We start from the raw sequence: 24,453 nt of genomic DNA on the forward strand, positions 1-24,453 counted from the left end.
GGGCCGCCATGGATGTTCCATTACCCTCAGCACCCGCCGCGCCGCCCAAGCCAAGGCCCAACGAGCCGAAGCGCAAGCGCGCCGCCGTTCCCGACGGACGGCTGTTCCGTTCCTGGGAAAGCTGGGTGGTCTTCGGGCTGGGGCTGCTGCTGACCGGCCTCGCCTGGCTGTTGCTGACCGAGCAGAACCACCGGCTGGCCGAAGCGCGCTTCCGCGCGCTGTCCCGCGATCTGGCGGGCGACGTCAGGGAGCGGCTCGACACTTACGAACAGATGCTCCAGGGCGCCGTGGCGATGGTGGACGCCGGCGGCGGGCAGGTCAGCCGCAGCGAATGGCGGGCCTACGTCACCGGCCTGCATGTCGAGGACCGCTATCCCGGCATCCAGGGCATCGGCTACGCCCGGCGCGTGAAGGCCCACGACCGGGAGCAGCACGAGGCCTCGCTGCACGCCGCCGGTTTCTACAGCTACCGCGTGACGCCGGAGGGGGAGCGGCCCGAGTATTTCCCGATCGTCTACATCGAGCCCTTCGCCAGCCGCAACCTGCGGGCCTTCGGCTTCGACATGCACGCCGAGCCGACCCGCCAGGCCGCTATGGAGCGCGCCCGGAGCACCGGCACCGCCGCGGCGACCGCCCGGCTGCGGCTGGTCCAGGAAACCGAGGAGGACGTGCAGCCCGGCTTCCTCATCTATGTGCCGGTCTACGACCAGACCCTGCCGCTGACCACCGCCGCCGACCGGCGCGAGGCGCTGCTGGGCTTCGTCTACAGCCCCTTCCGCGCGCACGACCTGATGCGCAGCATCATGGGCCAGGGCGCGTCCCAACTGCTGGACATCCGCGTCTATGACGGGACGGAGACCTCGCCGGACTCGCTGATGTTCGATTCCGCGCCCAGCCGGGACGCCTTTCGCGACGTCCTGCGCATCGAGGTGTTCGGGCGCCCCTGGACGCTGGTCCTGTCCGGCACCCACGCCTTCGAGGAGAGCGTGGCCAGCGCCACGCCGCGGGGGGTGCTGTTCGCCGGCCTGATCATCACGCTTCTGCTGGTCGCCACCGTCAACTCCGTGCTGCAGGACCGCGACCGCATGGCCGAGTTGCGCCGCAGCTACGACGCGCTGGCGCTGGCGCGCGCGGAGGCGGAGCAGGCCAACGCCGCCAAGTCGCGCTTCCTGGCCGCGGCCAGCCACGACCTTCGCCAGCCGCTCCAGACGCTGGGCATCTATCTGCACATGATCGGCGAGCAGGCGGAGAATCCGCGGCAGCGCAAGCTGGTGGACGCCGCCCGCGACGGGTTCGAGGCGACGCAGCGCCTGCTGAACTCGCTGATGGACATCGCCACGCTGGAAACCGGGGTGATCAGCCCGCAGCTGTCCGAGCTGGACCTGCCCGTCTTCCTGCAGCGCATCTGCGAGGAGGGCCGGCTGGAGGCCGCCGGCAAGGGCCTAGGCTTCCGCGTCACCTGCGGCGGCGCCCGCGTGACGACCGACCCGGCGATGCTGGAGCGGATCGTCCGCAACCTGCTGAGCAACGCGCTGAAATACACGCACGACGGCACCATCCGGGTGACCTGCCGGCAGGCGCGCGGCTTCACCGCCATCAAGGTGCAGGACACCGGCCCCGGCATCCCGCAGGACCGGCTGCACCTGATCTTCGAGGACTTCTACCAGATCGGCAATCCGGAGCGCGACCGGCGCAAGGGCCTCGGCCTCGGCCTCGCCACGGTGGCGCGGCTCAGCCGCCTGCTCGGCTACCGGGTGCGGGTGCTGTCGCGCCCGGGCCGCGGCGCCATCTTCCTGGTCGAGATCCCCGACGAGGCGCCCTCCCCTTGCCAGACAACCGAGACCGCGACCTCCGTGGCCTGACGCCCTGCGATCCTTTTGGCAATCGCCGACGCCGCCTTGTCCCGGCACGGCCGGGACCAGCCGCGCCGGAACCGGCGGGTCGCCGAGTCGGCGATTGCCAAATCCGGGACCGGATCAGGCCGTCGCCGGCCGCGCCGACCGGGCGCGCATCAGCATCCACACCGCCGACACGCCGGCCAGCTTGGACGCGAGGCTGGCCGCCCAGACCGTCGGGTCCCAGATGCCGAGCATGCCGAAGAACAGCGCCGTGTCCACCGGCACCGACAGGGCGGCGCTGATCCACAGCCGGTCGCGCAGCGGGCGGCGGGTGACGGTGAAGACGCCCCAGTCGATCAGTTCCGACACCGCGAAGGCGGTGACGCTGGCGGTCGCGACGAAGGGGTCGGCCAGCAGGAAGGACAGCAGCGTGGCAGCCAGCATGGCGGCCAGCGACCAGTGACCGTAGCGGACCTGGACCATGTCGCGCAGGATGAAGATCAACCCGGCCCAGCAGGACCACACCAGATCCAGATGCGGCGCCAGGCTGAAGGCGTAGTTGATGGCGAGTACGCTGCCAATGTAGGCGGCGAGCCAGAGCATGACGGAATCCTCCAAAAGCCACCCGCGGAAATACGGGCGCGAACGACGGCGCCACCCGCGTGAATGCGAGCGCTCCGCAGCGGTCTTGTAACAGGTCCAGGCCATCGCCGTGAACCCTTGCGTCGTGAACCCGCGGCGCGCGCCGGTGCGGAGGGAGCGCAACCGCCAAGAACGGCTTACCACCACCTCGGTCCCCCGAATGCGCCACCGTCCCTAGCGCGTCCGGACGATGCCCTGGCGCGTTCGTTCGGAGAGGCGAAACGAAAGAGACCCCGAAAGGTGAGGGCGATGGCGGCGGCGGGCGTATCAATTGGAATGGGCGGCACACGGGATCATTCGCTGGACGCGGCGCGCAGCCTGCTGATGATCCTCGGCGTGCCCTACCACGCGGCGCTGATCTACACGCCGGGCTACGACTGGGTGATGAACTCCCCCGACGGCATCGCCTGGATCGGGCTGTTCGCGGACTTCATCCACAGCTTCCGCATGCCCGCCTTCTTCCTGATCTCCGGCCTGCTGATCACCCACAGCCTGCGCCGCCACGGGCCGCGGGCGGTGCTGACCTCGCGCGCCTCGCGGCTGCTGGTGCCGCTCGTCGCCATGGCGGCGACGCTGAACGTCGCGCAGTTGTGGATGGAAAGCCGCGCGATCGACCCCGGCCTGACCGCTGGTGAGTTCGTCACCCAGACCATTCCCGCGGCGTTCCGGAGCGGCGGGCTCGTCTATCACCTGTGGTTCCTGGTCGAGCTGTTCATCAGCGTGCTGGCGCTCTGCCTCGCCTACCCGCTGCTGGTCGCGCTGCACCGGCGGATGGCGGAGCGCGCGCCGGGGCTGGCCCGCTGGCTGGCCGATCCGCCGGACTGGCTGCCGCCGCTCCTGCTCAGCCTCGTCATGATGGGGGTGCTGGGTTTCGACAACATCTCCGACTGGCTGGTGACGCCGTTGGTGCCGACCAACTCGACGGCGGTGAGCATCGTCGTCTCGGGGGGCTTCTTCGCGGTCGGCGTGCTGATCGCCCATTGGCCGGGCGGAGCCGCGCGCTACGCCAAGGCGAGCTGGGGCGTGGCTCTGACCTATCTGGTGTGCTTCGCCATCCACATCGGCATGGTCGGCGTCGAGAAGCCCATGCCGGTCCGCTTCCTCGACGAGGCGCTGCGCGCCGTCGCCGCCTGGTCGGCCTTCCGCTTCGTCCTCGGCCTGACGCAGTCCTTCTTCTCGGCGGAGAGCCGCCGGGTGCGGGCGCTGTCGCAGGCGTCCTACACCATCTACCTGCTGCACCATCTGGTGGTCATGGCCCTCGGCTTCGCCCTGCTGGCCGTCACCGCCCCGCCCCTGCTGGAGTTCGCCGCGATCACCGCGGTGGGGCTGATCGTGCCGCTGGCGGTCCATCACGGGCTGGTCCGCCGCTCGCCGACGCTGCGCTTCCTGATGAACGGCGTCCCGCCGGGGGAAGCGAAGAAGCGGACCGGCCCGGCGCACGACCGCGAGGCGATGGCGCGCCGGGCCGGCTGAGCAGGACCCGTTGAGCACACTCGGAATCGGGCGGTCTTAGACCATGGTCGCATGCCCGCACCCCCGCGCCGGCTTTGCCCGGCGGGCGGTGGTGAAGTAACCTATAGGTCATCCGCCCACGTTCCCCGGCCGGCCTTCCGGCGTCGGGTGGCGGTCTGGGGTGTTGGATGCCATGCCGATGCTTTTCGGGACCCGCATTGTGACCAGCCATCCGGCCTCGGACGCTCTCCTTTCCGATGCTCCGCCCAGCGCCCCTGTGCCAAGCGCCCATACGCCCAGCCCGTCCCTGCCGCGGGCCGTCTCGATGGCGGAGGACGCCGGCACCGCCGCGCGGGACCTCTTCGAGGGGCTGTGCGGACGGAACCCCGCCGCCGTCGCGGAGCTGGAGATGGTGCTGGTCTTCTGCTCCGCCCATTACGACCGCGTGGAGCTGGCGGCGGCGCTGGCCGAGCTGTTCGGGCCGGTGCCGGTGGTCGGCTGCACCACGGCGGGGGAGATCACGCCCTTCGGCTACGCCGCCGGGTCGCTGGTCGGGATCGGCTTCCCGCGCGCCGACTTCACCATCGCCACCCAGCGCATCGACGACCTCGACCGTTTCTCCATCGCCGACGCGCCGCGCGTCCTGCGCAGCCTGATGGAGCAGCGCGATGTCGCCCTGGCCGCCCGCACCGAGGCCTTCCCCGACCATGGCAGCTTCGCCTTCCTGATGATCGACGGCATGTCGCGGGCGGAGGAGATGGTGGTCAGCGCGCTGCACAGCGTGCTGATGGACATCCCGCTGTTCGGCGGCTCCGCCGGGGACGAACTGCGCTTCGAGCGCACCTTCGTCCTGCACGAGGGGCGGTTCCACACCAACGCCGCCGTTCTGATGCTGGTCACCACGGCGCGCCGCTTCGTGGTCTTCCGGACCGAGCATTTCGTGGCGTCCGACGCCAAGATGGTGGTGACCGGCGCCGACCCGCAGCGCCGCATCGTCACCGAGATCAACGCCGAGCCGGCGGGCCGCGAGTACGCCCGCATGGTCGGGCTGGAGGGGGAGCCGCTGACCCCCCTGATCTTCGCCGCCTATCCCGTCGTCGTGCGGGTGGGGGGCGAGTACCATGTCCGCTCCATCCAGAAGGTCAACGACGACGAGAGCCTGACCTTCTACTGCGCCATCGACGAGGGCATCGTGCTGACCGTCGCCCGCGGCGTCGACCCGGTGGAGAATCTTGAGGAGATGATGCGCAAGCTGGCCGCGGAGGTCGGCGGGCCGCCCGACCTCGTGCTCGGCTGCGACTGCATCCTGCGCCGGCTGGAGCTGGAGCAGCGGCAGCTCAAGCACGTCATGTCGGCGGCGCTGGCGCGGCACAACGTCGTCGGCTTCTGCGCCTACGGCGAGCAGTACAACGCCATGCACGTCAACCAGACCTTCACCGGTGTCGCGATAGGTGCGCGATGACGCTCATCTTCGACTGGCGGGAACCGTCCCGCCCACCCGCCGACCCGCCGTCCGCCACCCTCCCGGCCACCCCTCCCCCCACCGGCGAGGACAAGCGGCTGGAGGCGCTGGAGCGCGAGAACGCCAAGCTCCGCCGCATCAACCAGGTGCTGATGGACCGGGTGGAGCGGTCGATGGACGTGCAGGGGGGCGCCTTCTCCCTGTTCCAGACCGCCATCGTCCTGGAACAGAAGGTGCGCGAGCGCACGCTGGAGCTGGAGCGCGCCCTGCGCGAGCTGGAGGACAGCCACCGCGCGCTGGCCCGCGCCAAGGAGCTGGCCGACACCATGCGCAGCCGCCTGTCGGAGGCCATCGAGTCGGTCAACGAGGGCTTCGCCATCTTCGACGCCGACGACCGGCTGGTGCTGTGCAACAGCAAGTATCTGGCCCTGTGGCCGGAGATCCGCGACCGCATCCTGCCGGGCATCCGCTTCCAGGAGATCGCCGAGTTGGCGGCCTCCTCGCGCACCATCGCCGACGCCTACCCGCGGCCCGACCGCTGGCTGTCGGAACGGCTGGCCCAGCACCGGGCGCTGAAGGGTCCCTACGTCTACCGGCTGGCCGACGGGCGCTGGGTCCAGGTCAACGAGCGGCGGACCCGCGACGGCGGGGTGGTCGGCGTCTACACCGACATCACCGACATCAAGGAGCATGAAACCCGCCGCCGCGAGCGCGAGCTGGCCGAGAAGTCGGCGCTGCTCCAGGCGACGCTGGACAACATCGCCCAGGGCGTCGGGGTGTACGACCGCGACCAGCGGCTGGTCGCCTGGAACGAGCGCTTCACCGGCCTGCTGCGCCTGCCCGCCAAGGTGGCGGAGCGTGGGGCGGGCTTCGCCGATTTCGTGCTGCACCACGCGGCGCTCGGCGACCATGGCCTGTCGCTGAAGGCGCTGATGATGCCGAGCTGCCTCGTCGAGCAGCCCTGGCTGGACGACACGGTGCTGGAGATCAGCCGCAACCCCATGCCGGGCGGCGGCTTCGTCCTGACCTTCACCGACATCACCGAGCGCAAGCGCGCCGAGCAGGCCCTGCGCGACAGCGAGGAGCGCATCCGGCTGGTCACCGACGCGGTTCCGGCGCTGATCGCCTACGTCGACGCCGAGCAGCGCTTCCGCTTCGTCAACAAGGCCTACGAGGGCTGGTTCAACCGCAAGCGCGAGGAGATCGAGGGCCAGCCCATGTGGGCGGCGCTGGGCGATCTCTATTACGAGGTGCGGCGCTCCTACGTGCTGCGGGCACTGGCCGGCGAGGAGGTCACCTTCGACCTGGAGCTGCCCGGCGAGAACGGCGCGCCGCGCTACGCCGTCGCCACCTACATCCCGCATTTCGGCGAGCGGCGCGGCGGCGGCAAGCCGGAGGTGCTGGGTTATTTCGGCCTGATCCACGACATCACCGAGCGGCGCATGGCGGCGGAGGCGCTGGCCGACGCCAAGGACAGCCTGGAACGCCGCGTCGTCGAGCGCACCGCCGAGCTGACCCGGCTCAACGGCCAGCTCCAGCAGGAGATCGCCGAGCGCATCGCGGCGGAGGAGGCGCTGCGGCTCGCCAAGGCGGAGGCGGAGCAGGCCAACCTGTCCAAGACGCGCTTCCTGGCGGCGGCCAGCCACGACCTGCTGCAACCGCTGAACGCGGCGCGGCTGTTCGTCTCGGCGCTGGGCGACCTGGAGCAGCCGGAGCCCAACCGCGGGCTGGTCGACAACATCGACGTCGCTTTGGCTTCGGTCGAGGACCTGCTGTCGGCTCTGCTGGACATCTCCAAGCTGGACGCCGGGGCGGTGCGGCCGGAGATCGCCGATTTCCCGATCAAGAGCCTGTTCGGCGCGCTGGCCACCGAATACGCGGCGGTGGCGAAGGAGCGCGGGCTGGAGCTCTGCGTCGTTCCCAGCCACGCCGTGGTGCGCAGCGACATCCGCCTGCTCCGCCGCATCCTGCAGAACTTCCTGTCCAACGCCCTGCGCTACACCCAGGCGAAAAGGGGGGCAAAGGGCGGCGCCGGGCGTGTGCTGGTCGGCTGCCGGCGGACGCCGGAAGGTTTGCGGATCGAGGTGTGGGACACCGGCCCCGGCGTGCCCGCCGACAAGCTGGACGAGATCTTCCAGGAGTTCCGCCGCCTCGACACGCCCTGCGCCAACGAGCGGGTGCGCGGCATGGGCCTCGGCCTTGCCATCGTGGAGCGGGTGGCGCGGATGCTCGACCACCCGATCACCGTGCGGTCGCAGCCGGGGCGAGGCTCGGTCTTCGCGGTGACGGTGCCCTTCGGACGCTACGCCCGCCCGGTGCGCGCGCTGGAGGCGCCGGTGCAGACCGCCTCGAACCGGCTGGCCGGCACGCGGGTGCTGGTGATCGACAACGAGCCGGCGGTGCTGGCCGGGATGCGCGCGTTGCTCGAAGGCTGGGGGTGCAGCGTCGCCACCGCGGCGTCGGGCGACGAGGCTCTGGCCGGGCTGGGGGCGGTGGCGCCGGACGTGCTGTTCGCGGACTATCACCTGGACGACGGGGTGATCGGCTTCACCGAGATCGCGCGGGTGCGCGAGCGCTGCGGGGCGGACCTGCCGTCGGTCCTCATCACCGCCAACCGCACCGCCGAAGTGGTGGAGGAGGCGCAGGCCAGGGGCTGCCATGTGCTGAACAAGCCGGTGCGGCCGGCGCAGCTTCGCGCGGTGATGACGGGGTTGCTGGCGTAAGGGGACGCGATGAGCCTCCACCCCGGCCGCTCCCTGGGAAGCGGGAGCGAAGGGCCGGGGTGGCGGAAGACCCAGGGACTCAGCGCGTCAGGCGGATGATCGTCACCATCATGCCGACCGCGTACAGCTCGGCCAGCGGAACGATCCAGGACGGGTGGAAAAGGATCGACAGCGGCATGATCAGCAGAAGGATCAGCGCCGGGAATACGAAATAAGGCGAATTGCAGTAAGCCGGCAGGCCATGCACCCGGCCCGAGACCCGATCCGAGACGTCACGCGACTCTTCGCCAATCAAACGATCCGCATCGCCAACAGTTTGGTCCACCATTCTCTAGCACCCACTGCATTTATGGTCTTTTTCTTCTCCATCACTGGAAGATGGAGCGCAGCCTCTATAACACAGCTTGCCGTGGCGCGGACACGACTTCGCGCCGTCTTGCCGGATGGCGAAAACGGCGCGGGAAGTCCTGAATTTTATTGTGGCTTTACGCCGCTTCGGTCAGCGCCAGATGCGGGCGGCGGACCATCGATTGGATGGTGAAGGGGGCGCGCACGCCGCCACTGAACAGTTCGGCGCATTCCAGCGCCTTCAGCACCCGCTCCTCCGCCGGCAGGCCGACCGTGGAGGCGAGCGAGCCCAGCGCGTAGTCGGACCCGCAGCCGATGGCGTGATAGCCGCGCACCGCCTCGCCCACCTGATAGTCGGACTGGATCGAGAAGAGCCGCCCCTCGTAGCCGACCATGAAGGTGCCGCCGGTCTCCACGTCGTTGGAGCGGTGGGCGTAGCCGCCGTCCTTCAGGCAGCCGCGCACGGCGTCCACGAAATCCACGACCATGTAGCGGAAGACGTCGGCCTCGGGGTCGCGGTGCGGCGGCTCCAGCCGGTAATGCAGAAGCTGGCCCATGCGGAAGCTGCTGGTGAAGCCGATCAGCAGGTCGGCGTTGCGGAACACCTTGGTGTCCGCGCGCACGGTGATGTCCAGGCCGTTCACGCCCGCGCTGTCACCGCCCATCCACACACGATCGCCGTCCACCAAGCCAACAATGCAGGTCATCGCCGTCCTCGTCCCTGAATCAATTGCGCCCGAAAGCAGGGACAGGGTGGGCTTTTATGGTTAACGAATTGTTGCGCCGCGGCGGTGCCGAAGGGGGTATCCCGCTTCGGCACCCGCCCCTTAGCGCAAGCGCAACAACAGCTTAGCACGGCCGCCTGCGAATGCGGTTCCCGCGCCTACTCCCTGGGCGCTGCGTGCAGGCGCTTCTGCCCCTGGACGAAGCGGGCCAGCGTGTCGGACAGCACGCCGCGCGGGATCATCGCCTCGATCAGCTGGAAGCGCCCGCGCGTGGCGAAGGCCTTGTCCAGCGCCGCCTTCAGCTCCGCCCGCGTGCGCACGCGCACACCGTCGCCGCCCATGCCCGCCGCCATGTCAGCGAAGCGCCAGTCGTCCAGGTCGTTGAAGGCGGATTCGGGCTGGAAGGTGCGCAGCATCTCCCAACTGGCGTTGTTGAACAGGATCACGATGGGGTCGATGCCCAGCCGTCGGCAGTTGCCAAGCTCCCACCCGGTCATCTGGAAGGCGCCGTCACCGACCACGGTCAGGATGCGCTTGCCACCCGACACGCACTGCGCCCCGATGCCCGCCGGCACGCCGAAGCCCATGCCCGCGTAATAGCCCGGCGCCATCAGCCCGGCGTCGATCATGTCCATGGCGGTGAACAGGCAGTCGCCCATGTCCGCCGCGATCAGCAGCGGCTCCTGCCCGGCGCGCACGCGGTCGTTGACGGCGCGGGCGATGTCCATCGGGGCGATCGGCTCGCCGTCCGCCTGGAGACCGGTCGGATAGGCGTGGGCCTCCTTGCCGCGCGTCGTGCGGTCGGACGGCGGCAGCCGCTCCAGCAGCGCGTCCACCAGCCCATCCAGCGGGATGTCGGCGTAGGTGTGATAGCCCAGCGTCACCGCCCGGTCGAAGGCGTGGATGGTCTTGCGCAGGTCGATCTTGCGCTGGGACACCGCGAAGTTGGTGTCGCTGAGGATGGCGCCGAGCAGGAACAGCCCGTCGGATTCCTCGACCAGCCGGGTGATCTCCGCGTCGCCGGCGACGCCGATGTAGGTGCCGAGCGGCGGGGTCGGCGCGTCGGCCAGCAGGCCGCGCCCCATGAAGGTGGTGACCACCGGCACGCCCAGCCGCTGCGCCAGCTCCGCCACCTTGGCCTCCAGCCCGTAGCGGCGGACCTCGACGCACACCATCAGCACCGGCGATTTGGCCGAGCGCATGGCCGCCAGCACCTCGTCCGCGCAGGCGGCCAGCGCGTCGCGGTCCACCGGCCAGGCGGGGTCGTCGCCCACCGGCTCGACCTCGGCGTTGACCATGTTGCGGGGGATTTCCAGATAGACCGGGCGCGACAGGGCGCGGGCGGCCCCCAGCACCCGGGCAATCTCCGCCGGGGCCTTGGCCGGGTCGTCCAGCCGGGCCTGGGCGACGGTGATCTCCTTGAACACCTGGAACTGCGTGTCCAGTGTGCGGCCCTGGTGGTGCAGCAGCAGGCCGGCGTTGCCCTCCGTCGTGCCCGGAGCGCCGGAGATGACGACGACCGGCGACTTCTCGGCGTAGGCGCCGGCCACCGCGTTCACCATGTTGAAGGCGCCCGCCCCGTAGGTGACCGCCGCCACCCCCAGCGTCGAGCTGTAGCGGGCCGCCGCGTCCGCCGCGAAGCCCACCGCCGGCTCGTGGCTCAGTGTGTGGAGCGGCAGGATTTGCGTTTCCTCCGCCACCTTGAAGAAGGGCAAGGCGAAATCGCCCGGAATCCCGAACATGGCCTGTGCGCCGCGATCCTTCAGCGCGCGCAGCAGGGCTTCGGCCAGCTTCATGGCCGCTCTCCCGTTCCAATTGGTTTCGCGGGCCGAAAACCCGCACAGGGGGACAGCATCGCCTCCGCCACCGCTCCGCGCAAGAATTGTTTCATCCGAAACAATTCTTATGCGCCGGAAATTGTGGAGGGGTGGGAGCCGCGCGTGATCCTCCCTCTCCCGCCCCGGGAGAGGGAAGGGGCCCATGCGAAGCGTGGGAAGGGTGAGGGTGCCGCCAAGGACTGGTGTCTTGATCCTCGCCTGACCCTCACCCGCCCGCTTCGCGGGCACCCTCTCCCGGGTCGGGAGAGGGGTTTTCTCCGAACGCGATAGGCTCCTTGGCGCCTGATGGGCGTCTTTCGGACGGGCGCGCGGCGTGCTACGACTGCCGCCCTGTCCCGACTTCCGAATGATGCCCGCATGTCCGTCGCCGTCCGCTTCGCCCCCAGCCCGACCGGTCTCCTCCACGTCGGCAATGTGCGCCTCGCGCTGGTCAACTGGCTGTTCGCGCGCAAGGCGGGCGGCAATTTCCTGCTGCGCCTCGACGACACGGACGAGGAGCGCTCCAAGCCGGAATACGCGGAGGGGATCGAGCGGGACCTGACCTGGCTTGGCCTGACCTGGGACCGCTTCGCGCGGGAGAGCGACCGCTACGGCCGCTACGACGAGGTGGCGGCGGCGCTGAAGGCCAGCGGGCGGCTCTACCCCTGCTACGAGACGCCGGAGGAGCTGAACCTCAAGCGCGCCAGCCTCGTCTCGCAGGGCCGCCCGCCGATCTACGACCGCGCGGCGCTCCGCCTGACCGACGCCGACCGCGCCCGCTTCGAATCGGAGGGGCGCACGCCGCACTGGCGCTTCAAGCTGGAGCACACACCGGTCGAATGGACTGACCTCGTGCGCGGCCCGGTGCATTTCGAAGGGTCGGCGCTCAGTGACCCGGTGCTGATCCGCGAGGACGGGCGGCCGCTCTACACGCTGACCAGCGTGGTGGACGACGCCGACCTCACCATCACCCACGTCATCCGCGGCGAGGACCACGTCGCCAACACGGCGGTGCAGATCCAGATCTTCGAGGCGCTCGCGAATATCGAGGGTGGCGGAGCGGTCCCGGTCTTCGCCCATCTGCCGCTGCTGACCGACGCGACGGGACAGGGCCTGTCGAAGCGGCTGGGCAGCCTGTCCGTGGCCAGCTTGCGCGAGGAGGAGGGGATCGAGCCGATGGCGCTGGCCAGCCTGCTCGCCAAGCTCGGCACCTCCGACGCAATCGAGCCGCGGCTGACGCTGGACGAACTGGTGGCCGAGTTCGACATCGCCAAGGTGTCCCGCGCCACCCCGAAGTTCGACCCGGAGGAGCTGCTGCGGCTGAACGCCCGCATCCTCCACCTGCTGCCCTTCGAGCGGGTCGCCGGGGAGCTGGCTGCGCTCGGCCTGGATGAGGCCGACGCCGCCTTCTGGGAGGCGGTGCGCCCCAACCTGTCGCGCGTCGCCGAGGCCCGCGACTGGTGGGCGGTGACCCACGCCCCGGTCGCCCCGGCGGCGGACGATCCCGCCTTCCTGGCCGAGGCGGCGGCCCTGCTGCCGGAAGAGCCGTGGGACCTCTCCACCTGGGGCACCTGGACGGGTGCGGTGAAGGCGAAGACGGGTCGGAAGGGCAAGGATTTGTTCCTCCCCCTGCGCCGGGCCCTCACCGGGCGGGACCATGGACCGGAATTGAAGAACCTGCTACCCCTGATCGGCCGAACCCGCGCGCAAAAGCGCCTCGCGGGAGAGACCGCGTAAAACCGCGAAGACCCCATACAGGAGACATGGCGCCGTGCCGCTGGACCTCTACAACACGCTGACCCGCCGCAAGGAACGCTTCGAGCCGATGACTCCGGACCGGGTGGGCATGTATGTGTGTGGACCCACGGTCTACGACACCGCGCACATCGGCAACGCCCGTCCGGTGGTGGTGTTCGACCTGCTGTTCCGGCTGCTGCGGCGGCTGTACCCGGCGGTGACCTACGTCCGCAACATCACCGACGTCGACGACAAGATCATCGACCGCTCGCGCGACAGCGGCGAGCCGATCGAGGCGCTGACCAAGCGCACCGCCGACCTCTACCACGCCGACATGGACGCGCTGAACGCGCTGCGCCCGACCATCGAGCCGCGCGCCACCCACCATATCTCCCACATGGTCGCGCTGATCGGCCTGCTGATCGAGCGCGGCCACGCCTACGCCGCGGAAGGGCATGTGCTGTTCTCCGTACCGTCGATGGCGGAGTACGGGCAGCTCTCCCGCCGCTCGCTGGACGAGATGATCGCCGGCGCACGGGTCGAGGTCGCCCCCTACAAGCGCGACTCCTCCGACTTCGTGCTGTGGAAGCCGAGCGCCGCCGACCAGCCCGGCTGGGACAGCCCGTGGGGCCGCGGGCGCCCCGGCTGGCACATCGAATGCTCGGCCATGGCCAAGGAGCATCTGGGCGTCACCTTCGACATCCACGGCGGCGGGCTGGACCTGATCTTCCCGCACCATGAGAACGAGATCGCCCAGAGCCGCTGCGCCCACGGCGGCGAGCCGCTGGCCCGCTACTGGGTCCACAACGGCTTCGTGACCGTCGAGGGCGAGAAGATGTCCAAGTCGCTGGGCAACTTCTTCACCGTGCACGATCTGCTGGACGAGTTCCCCGGCGAGGCCATCCGCCTGACGCTGCTGAGCGCCCATTACCGCCAGCCGCTGGACTTCACCGGCGAGGGGCTGAAGCAGTCCAAGGCGACGCTCGACCGCTGGTACCAGGCGCTGCGCGGCGAGCCCGCCCCGGCGGACGCCGAGCTGCCCTTCGATGTCTTGGCCGCTCTGGAGGACGACCTCAACAGCCCGCTCGCCATTTCCCACCTGCACGAGCTGGCCTCGGCGGTGAACAAGGCGGCGGGCGAGGCGGAGAAGGCCGCCGCCAAGGGCGCCCTGCGCGCCGCCGGAGAGGCGCTGGGCCTGCTCCAGCAGGATCCGGAGGCGTGGTTCCGCTGGGCGCCGAAGGGGGCCGCCGCCCTGTCGGATTCCGACATCCAGCAGCGCATCGACGACCGCCTGGCCGCCCGCAAGGCCAAGAATTACGCGGAGGCCGACCGCATCCGCAAGGAGCTGGCCGACCTCGGCATCATTCTCGAGGACGGCCCGCAGGGCACGACCTGGAAGCGCGCCTGAGCGCCACGCCGGCGGTCATCGGATAAGAGGGGGCTGCGGACGGAACCGCGGCCTTCGCTCCTCCAAAGGTCCAAGGACCCACGTCTTTCCCACGCAACGAAAAAGGCGCCTTCCGCCGTCGCGGAAGGCGCCTGAGTTCGGTTCCATATGCACCACCACGCGGGGGAGCCGGTCTGAACACGGATCAGACCGCCCGGAGGCCGTGCCGACTGGGAAAGTCCCAAAGTCGAATTCTGAATACCGCATTCCACGGAACAGCGCTATGTCTTTTTCGTCATATCGCCGGGATCGGAGCGCAGCGCCTCCACCTCGCCATCGGAGAACAGGCGGGAGCGGGTGAGAAAGCGCACACCCTCCGGCGCCTCCAGCGAGAAGCTGGCGCCGCGGCCCGGCACCACGTCGATGATGAGCTGGGTGTGCGACCAGTATTCGAACTGCGCCGCCCCCATGTAGAAGGGACAGCCGCCGATCTCCCCCAGCCGGACGTCCTGCCCGCCGGGGCGGAACTCCCCGTCCATGAAGCACATCGGCGCGCTGCCGTCGCAGCAGCCGCCGGACTGGTGGAAGAACAGCGGCCCGTAGAGCCCGCGCAGCTTTTCGATCAGCGCCAGGGCCGCCGGTGTGGCGACGACTCGTTCGACCATGGGCGGACACTCCCGAGTGAATGGCCCGTCGGATGAGAAAAAGGGCCGGAGGCCGAATGGCCGCCGGCCCAAAGGTCGTCAGGGAGGAGACAAAACGCTTAGAAGAAGCCCAGGGCCTTCGGGCTGTAGCTGACCAGCAGGTTCTTGGTCTGCTGGTAGTGGTCGAGCATCATCTTGTGGGTCTCACGGCCGATGCCCGACTGCTTGTAGCCGCCGAAGGCCGCGTGGGCCGGGTAGAGGTGGTAGCAGTTGGTCCACACGCGGCCGGCCTGGATCGCCCGGCCCATGCGGAAGGCGCGGTTGCCGTCGCGGCTCCACACGCCGGCGCCCAGGCCGTAGAGCGTGTCGTTGGCGATGGCGAGGGCTTCTTCCTCGGTCTTGAAGGTGGTCACGGACACGACCGGCCCGAAGATCTCCTCCTGGAAGACGCGCATCTTGTTGTTGCCTTCGAAGACCGTCGGCTGGACGTAGTAGCCGCTCTCCAGTTCACCGCCGAGATGGGCGCGCTCGCCGCCGATCAGCACCTTGGCGCCCTCGGCCTTGCCGATGTCGATGTAGGAGAGGATCTTCTCAAGCTGGTCGATGGACGCCTGGGCGCCGATCATCGTCGCGGGGTCGAGCGGGCTGCCCTGCTTGACGGCGGCGACGCGGGCGACGGCCTTCTCCATGAACTTGTCGTAGATCTTCTCCTGCACCAGGACGCGCGACGGGCAGGTGCAGACCTCGCCCTGGTTCAGCGCGAACATGGCGAAGCCTTCCAGCGCCTTGTCCAGGAACTCGTCGTCGTCGGCCATCACGTCGTTGAAGAAGATGTTCGGCGACTTGCCGCCCAGCTCCAGCGTGACCGGAATGATGTTCTCCGCCGCGTACTGCATGATCAGGCGGCCGGTCGTCGTCTCGCCGGTGAAGGCGATCTTGGCGATGCGCGGGCTCTGGGCCAGCGGCTTGCCGGCCTCGATGCCGAAGCCGTTGACGACGTTGAGGACGCCGTCGGGCAGCAGGTCGCCGATGATCTCCATCAGCACCATGATGGCCATCGGGGTCTGCTCGGCGGGCTTCAGCACGACGCAGTTGCCGGCGGCCAGCGCCGGGGCCAGCTTCCACACGGCCATCAGCAGCGGGAAGTTCCACGGGATGATCTGGCCGACGACGCCCAGCGGCTCATGGAAGTGATAGGCGTAGGTGGTGTGGTCGATTTCCGCGATGGTGCCTTCCTGGGCGCGGACGCAGCCGGCGAAGTAGCGGAAATGGTCGATGGCGAGCGGCAGGTCGGCGTGGGTCGTCTCGCGGATCGGCTTGCCGTTGTCCAGCGTCTCGGCCAGCGCCAGGACGTCCAGACGCTCTTCCATGCGGTCGGCGATCTTGTTGAGGATGCGCGCGCGCTCCGCCGGGGAGGTGCGGCCCCAGGCGTCCTTGGCCTTGTGGGCGGCGTCCAGCGCCTTTTCGATGTCTTCCGCGGTGGAGCGGGCGACCTCGCACAGCGTCTTGCCGGTGATCGGGGTCAGGTTGGTGAAATACTGGCCCTTCGTCGGCGCCACCCACTGGCCGCCGATGAAGTTGTCGTAGCGCGGCCGGATGGCGACCTGCTTGCTGAGCGTTTCCAGGGCCTGATGGATCACGGCGGTTTCCTCCCGAAGCGGATTGCCCGAACTGAATGTCGTGGAATGACGTTTGGCGGGTTGTGCGCCCTGTGTCCGTTCGTCCGATGATCGGTATCCGTCACAGCGCCCCGCCGTTATCGCGGTTTCGGGGAAGGCCGGTAAATTCGACTTTGGTTGCAGACGCGACCAGCCCCAGATTCGGGACCGACCACCGCCCGTCCGATGATACCTTGGGCGGAGACCCATCCGTTTCCCGGCGAGACTTCAGGCCATGACGACCGACATCCGGCTGCGCTTCCTCCACCCCTCCGGCGCCATCGGACCCGGCAAGGTGTCCCTGCTGGAGGAGATCAACCGCACCGGCTCGATCTCCGCGGCGGCGCGGGCGCTCGGCATGTCCTTCCGCCGCGCGTGGTTCCTGGTGGAAACCATGAACTCCGCCTTCCGCGAGCCGGTGGTGCGCACCAACGTCGGCGGGCGCGAGGGCGGCGGGACCGGCCTGACCGCCTTCGGACAGGAGGTGATCGCCCGTTACCGCCGCATGGAGGAGGAGGCCCGCCGCGCCGCCGCGCCCCACCTCGCCTGGCTGGACGAGGCGCTGAAACCGGAGGCGGCGTCCGAAAAAGGCGCGGACTCCGCTGATCCAAAGTCCAATGGCCCGGACTCCGGCGATCCGTAAAGTCTCCCTCGACGCCGCGACCTTCCGCCGCGGCGAAACGAAGGAGGCCCACGACCCATGCGCACCGCCGCCCCCACCGCCGCCCGTACTGCCTTGGCCGCCCTGGTCCTTCTCGCCGCGGCGCCGCTCCCGGCCCTGGCCGACGGCGATCCGGCGAACGGCGAGAAGCTGTTCCGCCAGTGCAAGGCCTGCCACACGGTGGAGGCGGGCAAGAACCGCGTCGGCCCGACGCTGCACGGGCTGTTCGGGCGCAAGGCCGGCACCGTGGAGAGCTACGCCAACTACTCCGAGGGGCTGAAGGCCTCCGGCATCGCGTGGGACGCCAAGACGCTCGACCCCTATCTCGCCAACCCGAAGGCGGTCATCGCCGACAGCCGCATGGCCTTCGCCGGGGTGGCGAAGCCGGAGGACCGGGCCGACCTGATCGCCTATCTGGAATCCGCGACGAAGTGAGCGCCGGTGGAGCGGAAGCTGGGCGGAACGGGAACCGCGGCGGCGCTGGCCTGTTGCCCGGTTTCCCACACCGCAGCCGGAGACCGGCCATGACCGACGACCACACCGGGCAGACGACCAGCGAGCCCAAGGAGCCCATCCGCAAGACCGACATCGGGCGGCTGTGCGACGAGCAGAGCGGCGGCGGCGGGTCCAACCCGGACACGCGCTACCGCGGCATGCCGGGCGGCCATCCCGGCGGTTCCCGCGACGGCGACTGCGATCCGGTGGCGCGCGCCGACCCCGAGAAGGCGGAACCGGACACCGCCGAGTCCGGGAGCACGCCCGCGCCCCGCTAGGCCGATGGCGTAGCCTTTCCGGGGCCGCCCCGAATTGGTCGTAGCCGCTGGCCCGGTCCCCCGCTAAAACAGGGGCTCCCTCACCGGCACAACACGGGCTGCGACCGGCATGCTGAAGCGCCTTTACGACTGGACGATGGCCAAGGCGGCCTCGAAGAACGCCACCACTTGGCTGGCGGGGGTTTCCTTCGCGGAAAGCTCCTTCTTCCCGATCCCGCCGGACATCCTGATGGTGCCGATGGTGCTCGCCAACCGGCAGGCCGCGTGGCGGATCGCGACGATCTGCACGCTGGCCTCGGTGGTGGGCGGCGTCGCCGGCTACATGATCGGCTTCTTCCTGTACGAGGCCATCGGCAAGGCGGTCATCGACTTCTACCACCTGGAAGCCCAGTTCGAGACGCTGCGCCATACCTTCGTCGAATACGGCGCGGAAATTCTCATCATCAAGGGCATGACGCCCATCCCCTACAAGCTGCTGACCATCACCGCGGGTGTGGCGAAGCTGAACATCTGGGTGTTCATCGGCGCCTCGATCCTGTCGCGGGCCATCCGCTTCTATCTGGTCGCCGCCCTGCTCTACTGGTTCGGCGAGCCGGTGCGCGCCTTCATTGAAAAGCGGCTGACCCTGGTCACCACCGCCTTCGCCGTCGCGCTGATCGGCGGCTTCCTGGCGATCAAGCTGATCTGATCCGCCCCGCCGTCGCCACGGCACCGCGACGCCCCGCCGTCCCGTCCTGTTGATGCCGCAGAAGGCATTGATCGGGAGAGGATGGATGGACAGCGTGCGCGGAGCCGTGGTGGTCGTGACCGGAGCGTCGAGCGGGATCGGGCGAGCCACCGCCCTGACCTTCGCGCGGGAGGGGGCCAGGCTGGTGCTGGCCGCCCGGCGGGAGGCCCTGCTCGGCGAGGTCGCCGAGGAATGCCGGGAGCTGGGCGGCGAGGCCGAGGTGGTGCCCACCGACGTCACCGACGCCCAGGCGGTGCTCCGGCTGGCCAACCGGGCAATGCAGCTGTACGGCGGCATCGATGTCTGGGTGAGCAACGCCGGGGTCGGCGCCGTCGGGCGGTTCGAGGACACGCCGCTGGAGGCGCACCGCCGCGTCGTCGAGACCAACCTGTTCGGCCCCTTGTACGCCGCCCACGCCGTGCTGCCGCTGTTCCGCCGGCAAGGCCATGGGGTGCTCATCAACACCGTGTCGGTCGGGGCCTGGGCGCCCGCCCCCTACGCCGCCGCCTACGCCGCCAGCAAGTTCGGGCTGGAGGGGCTTCTGGAAAGCCTGCGGGCGGAGCTGGTCGACGCGCCGGGCGTCCATGTCTGCGGCGTCTACCCGTTCTTCACCGACACGCCGGGCATGTCGCACGGCGCCAACTACACCGGCCACCAGCTGGACGCGGAAAGCCCCTTCTACGACGACCCTCAGGATGTGGCGGACACCGTGCTGTCCCTCGCCCTGCGCCCGCGCGCCCAGGCGATGGTCGGGGCGATGACGCCGCTGACCCGGCTGGGGCACGCGGTGGCGCCGCGCCTGATGGAGAAGATCGCCGGCCACGGCGCCCACCGCCATTTCAGCCGGACCCCGCCCGCCGCGCCGAGCGACGGGAACCTGTTCAGCCCGGTGGAGCGCGGCCGCGGCGTCACCGGCGGCTTCCGCACCCCGCCGCCCGGCTGGGTGTCGCCGCTGCTCGTCGCCGGGGTCGCGGCCGCCGCCGCTGCGGCCTACGCCGGCTACGCGCGGAGCAAGAACGGAAACCACTGAGGGCTTTGAGTTCGGGAACGGGTTGGTCCAGAATGCCGGCCCGTTCCCCCAAGCCCCCGAGTCCATCATGCCGAAGCCGACGACCCCGCGCGGCCGTCCGCCCGTCCCCTCCCCTGCCCGCTCCCCGCGTCCGGGTCCTCCCCACGCCGGCAAGGATCCGCGCCGGGACGGGCCACGCGAGGAGCCGGGCCGGGAAGTGGGCAAGCTGTTCCGCGTCGCCGGCCTGTCCGCCGTCTCCGCCCTGTTCGCCCACGACGCGGCGCGGGTGGAGCGGCTGTTCTTCGAGGAGCGGCTGAAGGCGAAGACCGGCGACTTCTGCAAGGCGATGGCGGCGGCGCGCCGGCCCTACCGCATGGTGGAGGCCGACGAGCTGGCCAAGGTCGCCGGAACGGTGCTGCACGGCGGGGTGGTCGCGCTGATCGCGCCGCGCCCGGTGCCGGCCTTCGACGTGGAGGCGGCGAAGCGCTGGGCGGCGGACGGGCAGCCGCTGCTGATCCTCGACGGGGTCGGCAACCCGCACAATCTGGGCGCCATCCTGCGCACCGCCGCCTTCTTCGGCCTGCGGCGCGTCGTGGTCTCGGACCATCCCGGACAGGCCCTGCCGTCGGAGTCCGCCTACCGCGTCGCCGAAGGCGGCTTCGAGTGGGTGGAACTGTACCGGGCGGCCAACCTGCCGGCGGTCCTGAAGCGGCTGCGCGAGTCCCACCGGGTGGCCGGGACGGCGCTGGGCCGCGGCCGGGCGGTGGTCACCGACCCGGCGGCCCTCGCCACCGGGGACCGGCCTGCCGCCGTCGTGCTGGGCAACGAGGAGGACGGGCTTCCGCCCGCCACCCTCGCCGCCTGCGAGGACATCCTGACCCTGCCCGGCACCGGCCGCATCCAGTCGCTGAACGTCGCGGCGACCGCGGCGATCCTCATCCACGCGCTGGCCAAGCCGGGCTGACGGTTTGGCGGGTCAGCCGCCCAGGGCGATGATCAGCACCAGCGCCACCACCAGGACCGAGACGATGGGCAGCATGTCCACCCCGTCGCGGTCCCAGGTCGGCGCCCGACGGGAGCCGTGATGCGCGCCGTGGGCGTGGCCCAGCCCCTCGTCGGCCCAGCCATGTTCGGACGGGCGGGCGCCGGGGGCTGACACCGCGGGCGCCGCCGGGCTGGCGATGGTGACCACGCCGGCCCCGCGCTCATAATCTCCGCCGCCGCGCGGTCGCTTCAGCCGCTCGTCGGTCAGCTCCACGTCGATGCCCGCGGCCTCCAGCCGCTCCACCACGACGGCGACCTCCTCCGGGGTCATCGTCTCCACCGGCACGTCCTGGCCGAGCTGCTCGATGCCGAGCCGGTTGCCGTGCTTGCGCCCCTTGTCGATCAGGCGCTGGAGGGTGGCGTCGTCGATCGTCATCGTATTCTCCCGCGGTTCCACCTTGGACTGAACATTCCGAAGGGTAAACAGGCGGGGCCGCGGAAGGCTCCCTTGCAAAGGCGGCAACTTGCCTCCGGGGCGGGGCGACCCGACATAATCCCCAAGTCCCCATCCCCAATTCCTACGCCATCGGAGAGGCCGAGATGCTCGGAATGTTCATGCGCAAGCCCCTGGCGCTGCCCAGCGCGGCGGAGGCCCTGCCCGGGCGCGACACGCCGGTTCCCGTGCCGCCGCGCCACCACGTCAACGGCAACCCGTTGACCCCGCCCTATCCGGAGGGTCTGGAGGTCGTCGACGTCGGGCTCGGCTGTTTCTGGGGGGCGGAGCGCAAGTTCTGGAAGGTGCCGGGCGTCTGGACGACCATGGTCGGCTATCAGGGCGGCCACACCCCCAACCCGACCTATGAGGAGGTCTGCTCCGGCCGCACCGGCCACACCGAGGTGGTGCGCGTCGTCTACGACCCGGCCAAGGTCGGGTTCGAGGAGCTGCTGCGCGTCTTCTGGGAAGCGCACGACCCGACCCAGGGTATGCGCCAGGGCAACGACGTCGGCACCCAGTACCGCTCGGCCATCTACACCCACAGCGAGGCCCAGCGCGCCGCCGCCGAGGCCAGCCGCGAGTCCTATCAGGCCCGCCTGCAGCAGGCCGGCTTCGGCCCGGTGACGACGGAGCTGCGCGAGGCCCCGCCCTTCTACTACGCCGAGGACTACCACCAGCAGTATCTGTCCAAGAATCCCGCAGGCTATTGCGGGCTGGGCGGCACCGGGGTGAGCTGCGTCGGGTGACCGGCACGGGGTGAGAGGGGACGGGGCGCCCGCTGGTCGGACGCCTACCCCGCCCCGACTCCCAGGAAGGCGCCGATGGCCTGAACGTTGCCGCCCAGAACGACCGGAGTTCCCGGCGCCGAGACGGTCCGGATGGTCATGCCCGAGGATGGTCCGAAACTGACCGTGGTCTGCGCCATGCCGCTCGGCAGGTAGAAGGGCCAGAGGCCGAGCGGGGCGAAGGTTTCGATGATGGCCTGGTCCAGGGGCGAATAAACCGCGTCCGAGGTGACGGTCACGTCGATCCCCTTCGCCACCGCCAGCGACGCCATGACCCGCGGCAGGCTGCCGTCGGCGCCGAACACCGCGTCCCAGGCGGGTTGGGCCGGGTCGGGCCAGGGCGGCGTGGCCGGATCGGCGTAGGCGGTCGCGAAGATCGAGGAATCGTACCAGGGGCCCGGCGTGAGCGGCCAGGTGACCAGCCCCGACACGCCGACCGACGCCTGCACGTGGCTGCGCGAGAACAGCAGGCTTTGGCGGTTGCCCGGAACCGCGCCGCTCCACAACCCGTCGCTGACGGTGTCGACGCCGCCGGTCCAGGAGCCGGACACATCGCCGCTGGCCGTCCTGCTGTCGAAGCTGAAGGATGTGGTGATGCCATGGGCCAGGCTCTGGATCAGCTGCGCGTAGCTTCCCCCGAACTCCGCAGGCTGCCCGTCCGGTCCGGCATACGGCTCCAGCGCCGCCTGGGCCGAGCCGATCAGGGCGATCTCCGCCAGATCCTGCTGCCCCACGTTGGCGACCGTCGGCGCGTTGATCATCGCCCAGACCAGGAACAGCGATGGCAGTTGCTGGGCGGACGGCTGGGGGTGGAGCGTCGCAAGATAAGCGGTCCACGCCTCGTAGGTGTCGTCGCCGATGTCCGCCCTGAAGCAGGACTCGGGAAAGTTCAGTTGGCCGACGACCGCCGCGTAGATGTCGAAAAAGCGGTCCAGGCTCATGTCGTAGGCGTTCGCCGTAAGGGAACGCTGCGGAATCTCCTGGCCGTAACGCCACAGCCCCAGATTCGTCTGGGGCACGACGAAGGACGGCTGAAGGAGTTGGAACGCGGCGGACGTGAGATTGAGCGATCGGACGACGGCATTGTACCAGCGGTTCTGAAGCCCTTCCATGCCGCCCGGCGTGACCGCAGCGGCTTCGTGTTGGCGTAACATCGCGTTCTCCCGATTTCCGTCCGGAGCGTCATGAAGCGAAGGGGACCGGCCGCGGGTACGGCCGGCCCCCACTCGCCGCGGTTTCAGCGGGCGGCGGCCCCGGCCCTCAGGCCATGGCCGGCGCCTTGTGCGACACGGACTTCAGGGCGGCGGTCGAATGGCCCAGATAGGTCTGGACCGGCAGGACGTTGCCGCCCAGGACGATCGGAACGCCGGGATCGCTGGTGATGGTGACGGTCATGTTGCCGTTCTGGTTGAAGGACACCGAGGTCGAGGAGCCGCTGCCCGACCCGCTGGTGTAGAAGGGCCACAGGCCGGACGACTTGTTGTTGTTGATGACGCTCTGGTCGTTGGCGTCGAACTTGGCGTCCGACGTGACCTCGATGTACATCGTGTCGGCCACGATCAGGTTGACCATGAACCGGGTGGTCGTTCCCGTGGACGGATCGAACACCGTCTTCCAGCTGGGCAGCGCCCCCGTCCTCCACGGCGGCGTATCGGCGCTGGAATAGGCGAGCCCCATCGCCGACGAGCTGTACCAGTTGCCCGGCGACGCGGCGAAGGTCAGCAGGTGCCGGAAGGTCGCCTTGGTGATCTGCACGTTGCTGGAGGCGAACTTCGTGCTCTGGGAGGACGTCGAGCTGCTGCCGCCCCACAGTCCGAAGAAGCCCGAATTGCCGCCCTTCGACCAGCTGCTCGACACGTTGCTGTTCATGGTCGAGCTGGAGAAGGTGAACGAGCGGGACGGCGCCTGCGACAGCTGCTGGGCAAGCACCGCATAGCCGGCGTTCCAATCCGGCGGCGGGGCCGGCGGCGTCTGGAAGGGCACGCTGGTGTAGGGCATCAGCGCCAGGCTGGCGGCGCTGACGGTCTCGAGCAGCATCGCCGACAGGTCCTGCGCACCGATGTTCGCCACGGTCGGCGCGTTGATCATGCCCCACTGGAAGAAGGTGCTGGGGAGCTGGTTGGCCGCCGGCGTGGGCACGATGCCGGCGATGTAGCTCTTCCAGGCCTTGTAGTTGTCCGGCCCGATGTCCGCCTCGAAGGTGTTCGGCGGTGCGACCAGCGAACTGATGATGCCCTTGTAGTTGGAGAAAAACTGGTTGCCGCCGCTCGCGATGTAGTTCTGCGTCAGCGACTGCGGCGGGATGTTGTTGAAGTAATCCCACAACAGCGTGTTGTTGTTGGCCACAAGCGGCGGCGACGGCTGCAGAATTTGGAACGAGCTCGGCGACAGGCCGAGGCCCTGGCAGAGCCCGTTGTAGAAGCCATTTTGCAGATCAAGAAATGTCGTCACAGTTTCCTCCTTTATTTTGTGTTCAAACATCAGCACTTCAATCGCGACAAACATCTTGTATCACCACAACAGAAAGCAATCAACTGCTAAGAGTCTTTTTTATAAAGAGTACAACTGCATGATGGATCATTATC

22 protein-coding genes are annotated in these 24,453 nt (G+C 69.5%); 13 read left to right on the forward strand and 9 right to left on the reverse strand.

Annotated elements, in window-relative coordinates; genetic code table 11:
- Window positions 1–8 precede the first annotated feature (8 nt).
- Window positions 9–1,862: a CHASE domain-containing protein gene (locus tag FBZ83_RS09735; protein WP_145682271.1), complete on the forward strand. Its 1,854-nt coding sequence runs from the start codon at window positions 9–11 to the stop codon at window positions 1,860–1,862.
- Between the two features lie 114 nt (window positions 1,863–1,976).
- Here the strand turns inward: FBZ83_RS09735 and FBZ83_RS09740 are convergent, their stop codons facing one another.
- Entirely contained in the window at window positions 1,977–2,441 is a 465-nt protein-coding gene (locus FBZ83_RS09740) for a preQ0 transporter (RefSeq protein ID WP_137102420.1), read from the reverse strand.
- 315 nt (window positions 2,442–2,756) lie between these two features.
- Between FBZ83_RS09740 and FBZ83_RS09745 the strand changes: the two genes are divergently transcribed.
- The 3 genes from FBZ83_RS09745 (at window position 2,757) to FBZ83_RS31875 (ending at window position 8,117) form a co-directional block, all read left to right on the forward strand.
- Window positions 2,757–3,953 (forward strand): acyltransferase family protein, encoded by a 1,197-nt coding sequence (locus FBZ83_RS09745; RefSeq protein WP_186466029.1) that lies wholly within the window; start codon window positions 2,757–2,759, stop codon window positions 3,951–3,953.
- Between the two features lie 304 nt (window positions 3,954–4,257).
- Window positions 4,258–5,394 carry a nitric oxide-sensing protein NosP gene (nosP, locus tag FBZ83_RS09750; protein WP_247888241.1) on the forward strand — a complete coding sequence of 379 codons (1,137 nt, stop codon included), beginning with the start codon at window positions 4,258–4,260 and terminating at the stop codon, window positions 5,392–5,394.
- The gene (locus FBZ83_RS31875) at window positions 5,391–8,117 is read left to right on the forward strand and encodes a NahK/ErcS family hybrid sensor histidine kinase/response regulator (protein WP_145682274.1); all 2,727 of its coding nucleotides are present in this window, start codon (window positions 5,391–5,393) and stop codon (window positions 8,115–8,117) included. The genes nosP and FBZ83_RS31875 overlap by 4 nt, the downstream gene beginning before the upstream one ends.
- 79 nt (window positions 8,118–8,196) lie before the next feature.
- On the opposite strand, the gene FBZ83_RS09760 is transcribed toward FBZ83_RS31875, so the two are convergent.
- From FBZ83_RS09760 to ipdC, 3 genes are all read right to left on the reverse strand, one after another.
- Window positions 8,197–8,445, reverse strand: coding sequence for a hypothetical protein (locus FBZ83_RS09760; protein ID WP_145682275.1), 249 nt, complete (start codon window positions 8,443–8,445; stop codon window positions 8,197–8,199).
- 157 nt (window positions 8,446–8,602) lie between these two features.
- Window positions 8,603–9,172, reverse strand: a complete 570-nt coding sequence (locus tag FBZ83_RS09765; RefSeq protein WP_014239485.1) for a hypothetical protein — start codon at window positions 9,170–9,172, stop codon at window positions 8,603–8,605.
- A 176-nt stretch (window positions 9,173–9,348) separates the two neighbouring features.
- Window positions 9,349–10,986, reverse strand: coding sequence for an indolepyruvate/phenylpyruvate decarboxylase (gene ipdC, locus FBZ83_RS09770; RefSeq protein ID WP_145682276.1), 1,638 nt, complete (start codon window positions 10,984–10,986; stop codon window positions 9,349–9,351).
- Window positions 10,987–11,385: 399 nt separating this feature from the next.
- On the opposite strand from ipdC, the gene gltX reads away from it, so the two are divergent.
- Both gltX and cysS read left to right on the forward strand, forming a co-directional pair.
- Window positions 11,386–12,744, forward strand: coding sequence for a glutamate--tRNA ligase (gene gltX, locus FBZ83_RS09780; RefSeq protein WP_145682277.1), 1,359 nt, complete (start codon window positions 11,386–11,388; stop codon window positions 12,742–12,744).
- A gap of 34 nt (window positions 12,745–12,778) precedes the next feature.
- A complete protein-coding gene (cysS, locus tag FBZ83_RS09785) occupies window positions 12,779–14,152 on the forward strand; it encodes a cysteine--tRNA ligase (protein WP_145682278.1) in 1,374 nt (457 codons plus the stop codon).
- Window positions 14,153–14,412: 260 nt separating this feature from the next.
- Here the strand turns inward: cysS and FBZ83_RS09790 are convergent, their stop codons facing one another.
- Together FBZ83_RS09790 and adh are read right to left on the reverse strand one after the other, a co-directional pair.
- A complete protein-coding gene (locus FBZ83_RS09790) occupies window positions 14,413–14,796 on the reverse strand; it encodes a DUF779 domain-containing protein (RefSeq protein ID WP_145682279.1) in 384 nt (127 codons plus the stop codon).
- 98 nt (window positions 14,797–14,894) lie between these two features.
- Window positions 14,895–16,415 carry an aldehyde dehydrogenase gene (gene adh, locus FBZ83_RS09795; protein WP_145682280.1) on the reverse strand — a complete coding sequence of 507 codons (1,521 nt, stop codon included), beginning with the start codon at window positions 16,413–16,415 and terminating at the stop codon, window positions 14,895–14,897.
- Window positions 16,416–16,668: 253 nt separating this feature from the next.
- Here adh and FBZ83_RS09800 point away from each other — a divergent pair, with 253 nt between their 5' ends.
- The 6 genes from FBZ83_RS09800 to FBZ83_RS09825 all read left to right on the forward strand — a co-directional run bounded on the left by FBZ83_RS09800 (window position 16,669) and on the right by FBZ83_RS09825 (window position 20,567).
- Complete coding sequence (locus tag FBZ83_RS09800; protein ID WP_145682281.1) at window positions 16,669–17,076, forward strand: winged helix-turn-helix domain-containing protein; 408 nt, start codon at window positions 16,669–16,671, stop codon at window positions 17,074–17,076.
- 57 nt (window positions 17,077–17,133) lie between these two features.
- Window positions 17,134–17,529 (forward strand): c-type cytochrome, encoded by a 396-nt coding sequence (locus FBZ83_RS09805; RefSeq protein WP_145682282.1) that lies wholly within the window; start codon window positions 17,134–17,136, stop codon window positions 17,527–17,529.
- Window positions 17,530–17,618: 89 nt separating this feature from the next.
- Window positions 17,619–17,867: a hypothetical protein gene (locus FBZ83_RS09810; RefSeq protein WP_145682283.1), complete on the forward strand. Its 249-nt coding sequence runs from the start codon at window positions 17,619–17,621 to the stop codon at window positions 17,865–17,867.
- A 109-nt stretch (window positions 17,868–17,976) separates the two neighbouring features.
- The gene (locus FBZ83_RS09815) at window positions 17,977–18,555 is read left to right on the forward strand and encodes a YqaA family protein (RefSeq protein ID WP_038529360.1); all 579 of its coding nucleotides are present in this window, start codon (window positions 17,977–17,979) and stop codon (window positions 18,553–18,555) included.
- An 85-nt stretch (window positions 18,556–18,640) separates the two neighbouring features.
- Window positions 18,641–19,624, forward strand: a complete 984-nt coding sequence (locus tag FBZ83_RS09820) for an SDR family oxidoreductase (protein WP_145682284.1) — start codon at window positions 18,641–18,643, stop codon at window positions 19,622–19,624.
- A 67-nt stretch (window positions 19,625–19,691) separates the two neighbouring features.
- On the forward strand, window positions 19,692–20,567 hold the full coding sequence (locus FBZ83_RS09825; protein WP_432612489.1) for a TrmH family RNA methyltransferase: 876 nt from the start codon (window positions 19,692–19,694) through the stop codon (window positions 20,565–20,567).
- A gap of 12 nt (window positions 20,568–20,579) precedes the next feature.
- Here FBZ83_RS09825 and FBZ83_RS09830 read toward each other — a convergent pair whose 3' ends face one another.
- Window positions 20,580–21,023 carry an RNA polymerase sigma factor region1.1 domain-containing protein gene (locus FBZ83_RS09830; RefSeq protein WP_145682286.1) on the reverse strand — a complete coding sequence of 148 codons (444 nt, stop codon included), beginning with the start codon at window positions 21,021–21,023 and terminating at the stop codon, window positions 20,580–20,582.
- Window positions 21,024–21,187: 164 nt separating this feature from the next.
- Between FBZ83_RS09830 and msrA the strand changes: the two genes are divergently transcribed.
- Window positions 21,188–21,829 carry a peptide-methionine (S)-S-oxide reductase MsrA gene (gene msrA / locus FBZ83_RS09835; RefSeq protein ID WP_145682287.1) on the forward strand — a complete coding sequence of 214 codons (642 nt, stop codon included), beginning with the start codon at window positions 21,188–21,190 and terminating at the stop codon, window positions 21,827–21,829.
- 44 nt (window positions 21,830–21,873) lie between these two features.
- Here the strand turns inward: msrA and FBZ83_RS09840 are convergent, their stop codons facing one another.
- Window positions 21,874–23,022, reverse strand: coding sequence for a hypothetical protein (locus FBZ83_RS09840; protein ID WP_145682288.1), 1,149 nt, complete (start codon window positions 23,020–23,022; stop codon window positions 21,874–21,876).
- Window positions 23,023–23,128: 106 nt separating this feature from the next.
- The gene (locus tag FBZ83_RS09845) at window positions 23,129–24,319 is read right to left on the reverse strand and encodes a hypothetical protein (protein ID WP_145682289.1); all 1,191 of its coding nucleotides are present in this window, start codon (window positions 24,317–24,319) and stop codon (window positions 23,129–23,131) included.
- Window positions 24,320–24,453 lie beyond the last annotated feature (134 nt).

The organism is Azospirillum brasilense (genome assembly GCF_007827815.1).
Classification (GTDB): domain Bacteria; phylum Pseudomonadota; class Alphaproteobacteria; order Azospirillales; family Azospirillaceae; genus Azospirillum; species Azospirillum brasilense_C.